We start from the raw sequence: 2,699 nt of genomic DNA, 5'->3' as shown, positions 1-2,699 counted from the left end.
CGTCCGCCCCCGCCTCCGGCCGCCCGTCGGCGGCCCGCCTGTCCCGGCCGCGCCGCGCCAGCCCCTGGCCGTTCGGAGGCTTGCCGCCGAGCTGTGCGGCGCCTGATCGCCGCCTGTCCGCCCGCGCCCGGCCCCCGGCCGCCTGCTGCCGTCGCCTATCCCATGGCCGCGCCCCGCCTGCCCCGCCCACCCCGCCGCTGTCGGTCCTCGGCTGCGCCGAGCCGTCGTCCGTGCCCGCCGCCGTATCCTGCGTGCCTCGGCACCGCTCCCCGGCGGTCTGGCGGCCCGCGTTCGTGCCGCCGTGTTCGTGCGTTCCCGCCCGTGCCGGTGTGTGGTGTTTTCTGCCCGCTCGGGGACGGGCCGCCGTGCTGTGACGATCTGCTGCGCCCCGTCCCGCCGGCCTTGGGCCTGCGTGCGCCGTCCCGCTCCTGCCTGTCCGGCCGCCCGCGCCGCCGCGCCCGAGCCGCGCCGCCTTCCCTTCCCGGTCGCCTTCGGCAGTCCGGCCGTCACCGCCTGCGCCGTACGGCCCTCCGCGCATCGGACCGGACCGCCGGGCCGCGTCGTGCCCGCGCCGGTCTGCCGGCCGCGCGCCGGGCCGTCTCGCCGCGCGCCGGGCCCGCCTGCCGCCGGCCGGGCCCGCGCGGGCCCCGCCCCCGCTGCGCCCGGCGGCCGTGCGGTGCCGCCCCCGCCTGTCCGCCGTTGCGGAGGCCTGACGCCTCGCCGTCCGCGCACGCCGCCATACTTCCCGTACTTCCTGGGCCTGCCGTCCTGTCGCCGCGCGGCGACGCCGGGCTCGGGCCAGGCCCGCCCCGCGCCCCGCACCCGGTCGTGTGCCCGCGCCGCTTCCCGGCCGCCCGGCGGGCCCGGGCCGCCGTCCCGCCGACTGGTGCCGGCCTGCTGCGTCCTGACCCGCCGGGTTGGGCCTGCGTCCGCCGTCCCGCCCGCGCCGGGGCGCCGTGTTCCCCGCCCGCTCGTGCACGGGCCGCCGCACTGTGCCGGCTGCTGAGTCGGGCCCGCGTCCTCTGTCCCGTTCCCGGCCGTCCGGCCGCCCGAGCCGCCGCGCCCGCGCCACGCCGCCTCCCGCTTCCTCCCGTCCACCCTCGGCAGTCCCGATGCCGACCCCCGCCATGACCCCGGCCGCGCCCGACCGGGCGATAGCCACCGCCAGGAGCAAGGCGAGCGGCAGCACTGACGTTCCCGCCGCGGCTGACCACCGCGCAGGCCCGACCCGGCGGTACACAAAGCGTTGCGCAGGGCGTGCTCCGGGTTGGGTACCGGCCCGTTACAGCTCGCGCGCAGCGGCGTGGCCGCGCGCAGTGGGGACGGGCATGTGCGTGACGTCGAGGCGTCATACTCGCTGGTACGGCGCGGTTTTGTGACGGCTGTACGTCACGCTGAGGCCCCGGCGTGGTGGGCCGCGCGGCGGCGCCAGGCTCTGGAGCGGCAGCGGCTGGAGCAGTACACCGCGTCGCGGCGGCGGTCGCCGCCGGCGAACGTGATCCGGCCGCACTCCGGGTAGGTCAGCAGTCTGATCATGCGCCTGTCGTCGGTCCACTCCGCTTCGGCCAGCATCATCGCAAGGGTCATGATCCGGTCGGAGACTCGCCGGGCCCGGTACGCCTGGGCCCGGCAGACGCCGTCGCAGTAGCGCCTGGCCGAGGCGCTTCTCGGCAGCCGGGCCCCGCAGGACAAGCAGAACCGAATACGGGCCACGCCTTCAGGGTCGCTCGTCGGGCCCCCTCCCGCAGGCCCTGTGCTGTCGGAAACTCGTGAACATCCGATTCCACCCCGGCGTTCGGAAGCCTCCCGTACCGCTGTCGAAGGGCGGAGCACCCTGCCGGCTTCGCAGACATGACAGAGGGCGACACCCCAGGGGCACCGCCCTCTTGTCTGGGCCCGGTTGCTCATGGCGTTGCCGATCAGTTCCGGGCGCTGGTGTAGGCGTTGATCCGCTGGTAGTCGGGATCGAGGAGTGCGGCCAGTTGCGGGCCTGCCCACAGGATGAAGGTGAGGGTGATCTCTCGTGCGTCTTCCACCTCGTGACCGGGGCGGAGGTATCCCAGGTAGGGCACGGCGAGGCGGGTGAGCCGTTCGCGTTCAGTCCCGGCGGGCCCGGCCGGGCGGGGGCTGAGGTCGTCGGCGACGACCGACAAGATCTCGATCGTGGTGGGGCCGGCGGGGTGCGCGTGCTGCTGGGTGCGGGCGACCTGGTCGCCGAAGTCGCACAGCCACCTGCCGAACCGGTCCGGGTCGCGGTCGAATCGCTGGAAGAGGTAGGCGCACAGCTCGACCGCGAGGTGTTCGGTGAGCCGCAGGGAGTCCTCGCGCAGCGTGCCGCCGGTGTGCCAGGTCTCCAGCACGGCGGCGGTCAGGCAGTCGTAGATCTCCCAGTTGGCCGGGGCGGTCCGTCCGCGGCGGGGTCGTTGCGCGCGGCTTCATCCAACGCGGCCGTCGTGATCAGAGCGAGCGCGGCGGTGCGCGGCGTGGGGTGGTTCTCGGTGTCGGTCATCGCGGTTCCCGGGGTTCGTGGGTAGGGTCACGGCTGTGTAAGAGGACGAAGGGGCGGTGGGCGAGCGAGCGCCTGCCGCCCCTTCGGTGTCCGGTCGGGGTTACCAGCGCATGCCGATCTGGTCGAGTTCGGCGTGTCGTTCGGGGGTGAGTTTGTCGGCCCGCCGCCGGGTGTTGTCCAGGAACAACCC

Annotated in this window: 2 protein-coding genes; both read right to left on the bottom strand. The window is 75.7% G+C overall.

The features are described from left to right. Positions 1 to 1,389 precede the first annotated feature (1,389 nt). Positions 1,390 to 1,713 (bottom strand): hypothetical protein, encoded by a 324-nt coding sequence (locus ACZ5DC_RS40000; protein ID WP_468661315.1) that lies wholly within the window; start codon positions 1,711 to 1,713, stop codon positions 1,390 to 1,392. A gap of 206 nt (positions 1,714 to 1,919) precedes the next feature. After that, positions 1,920 to 2,360: a hypothetical protein gene (locus tag ACZ5DC_RS39995; protein WP_468661313.1), complete on the bottom strand. Its 441-nt coding sequence runs from the start codon at positions 2,358 to 2,360 to the stop codon at positions 1,920 to 1,922. Positions 2,361 to 2,699: the final 339 nt, after the last annotated feature.

The sequence above is a fragment of the Streptomyces sp. NPDC031445 genome (genome assembly GCF_055581365.1).
This window is presented reverse-complemented; position numbering and strand designations above follow the sequence as displayed.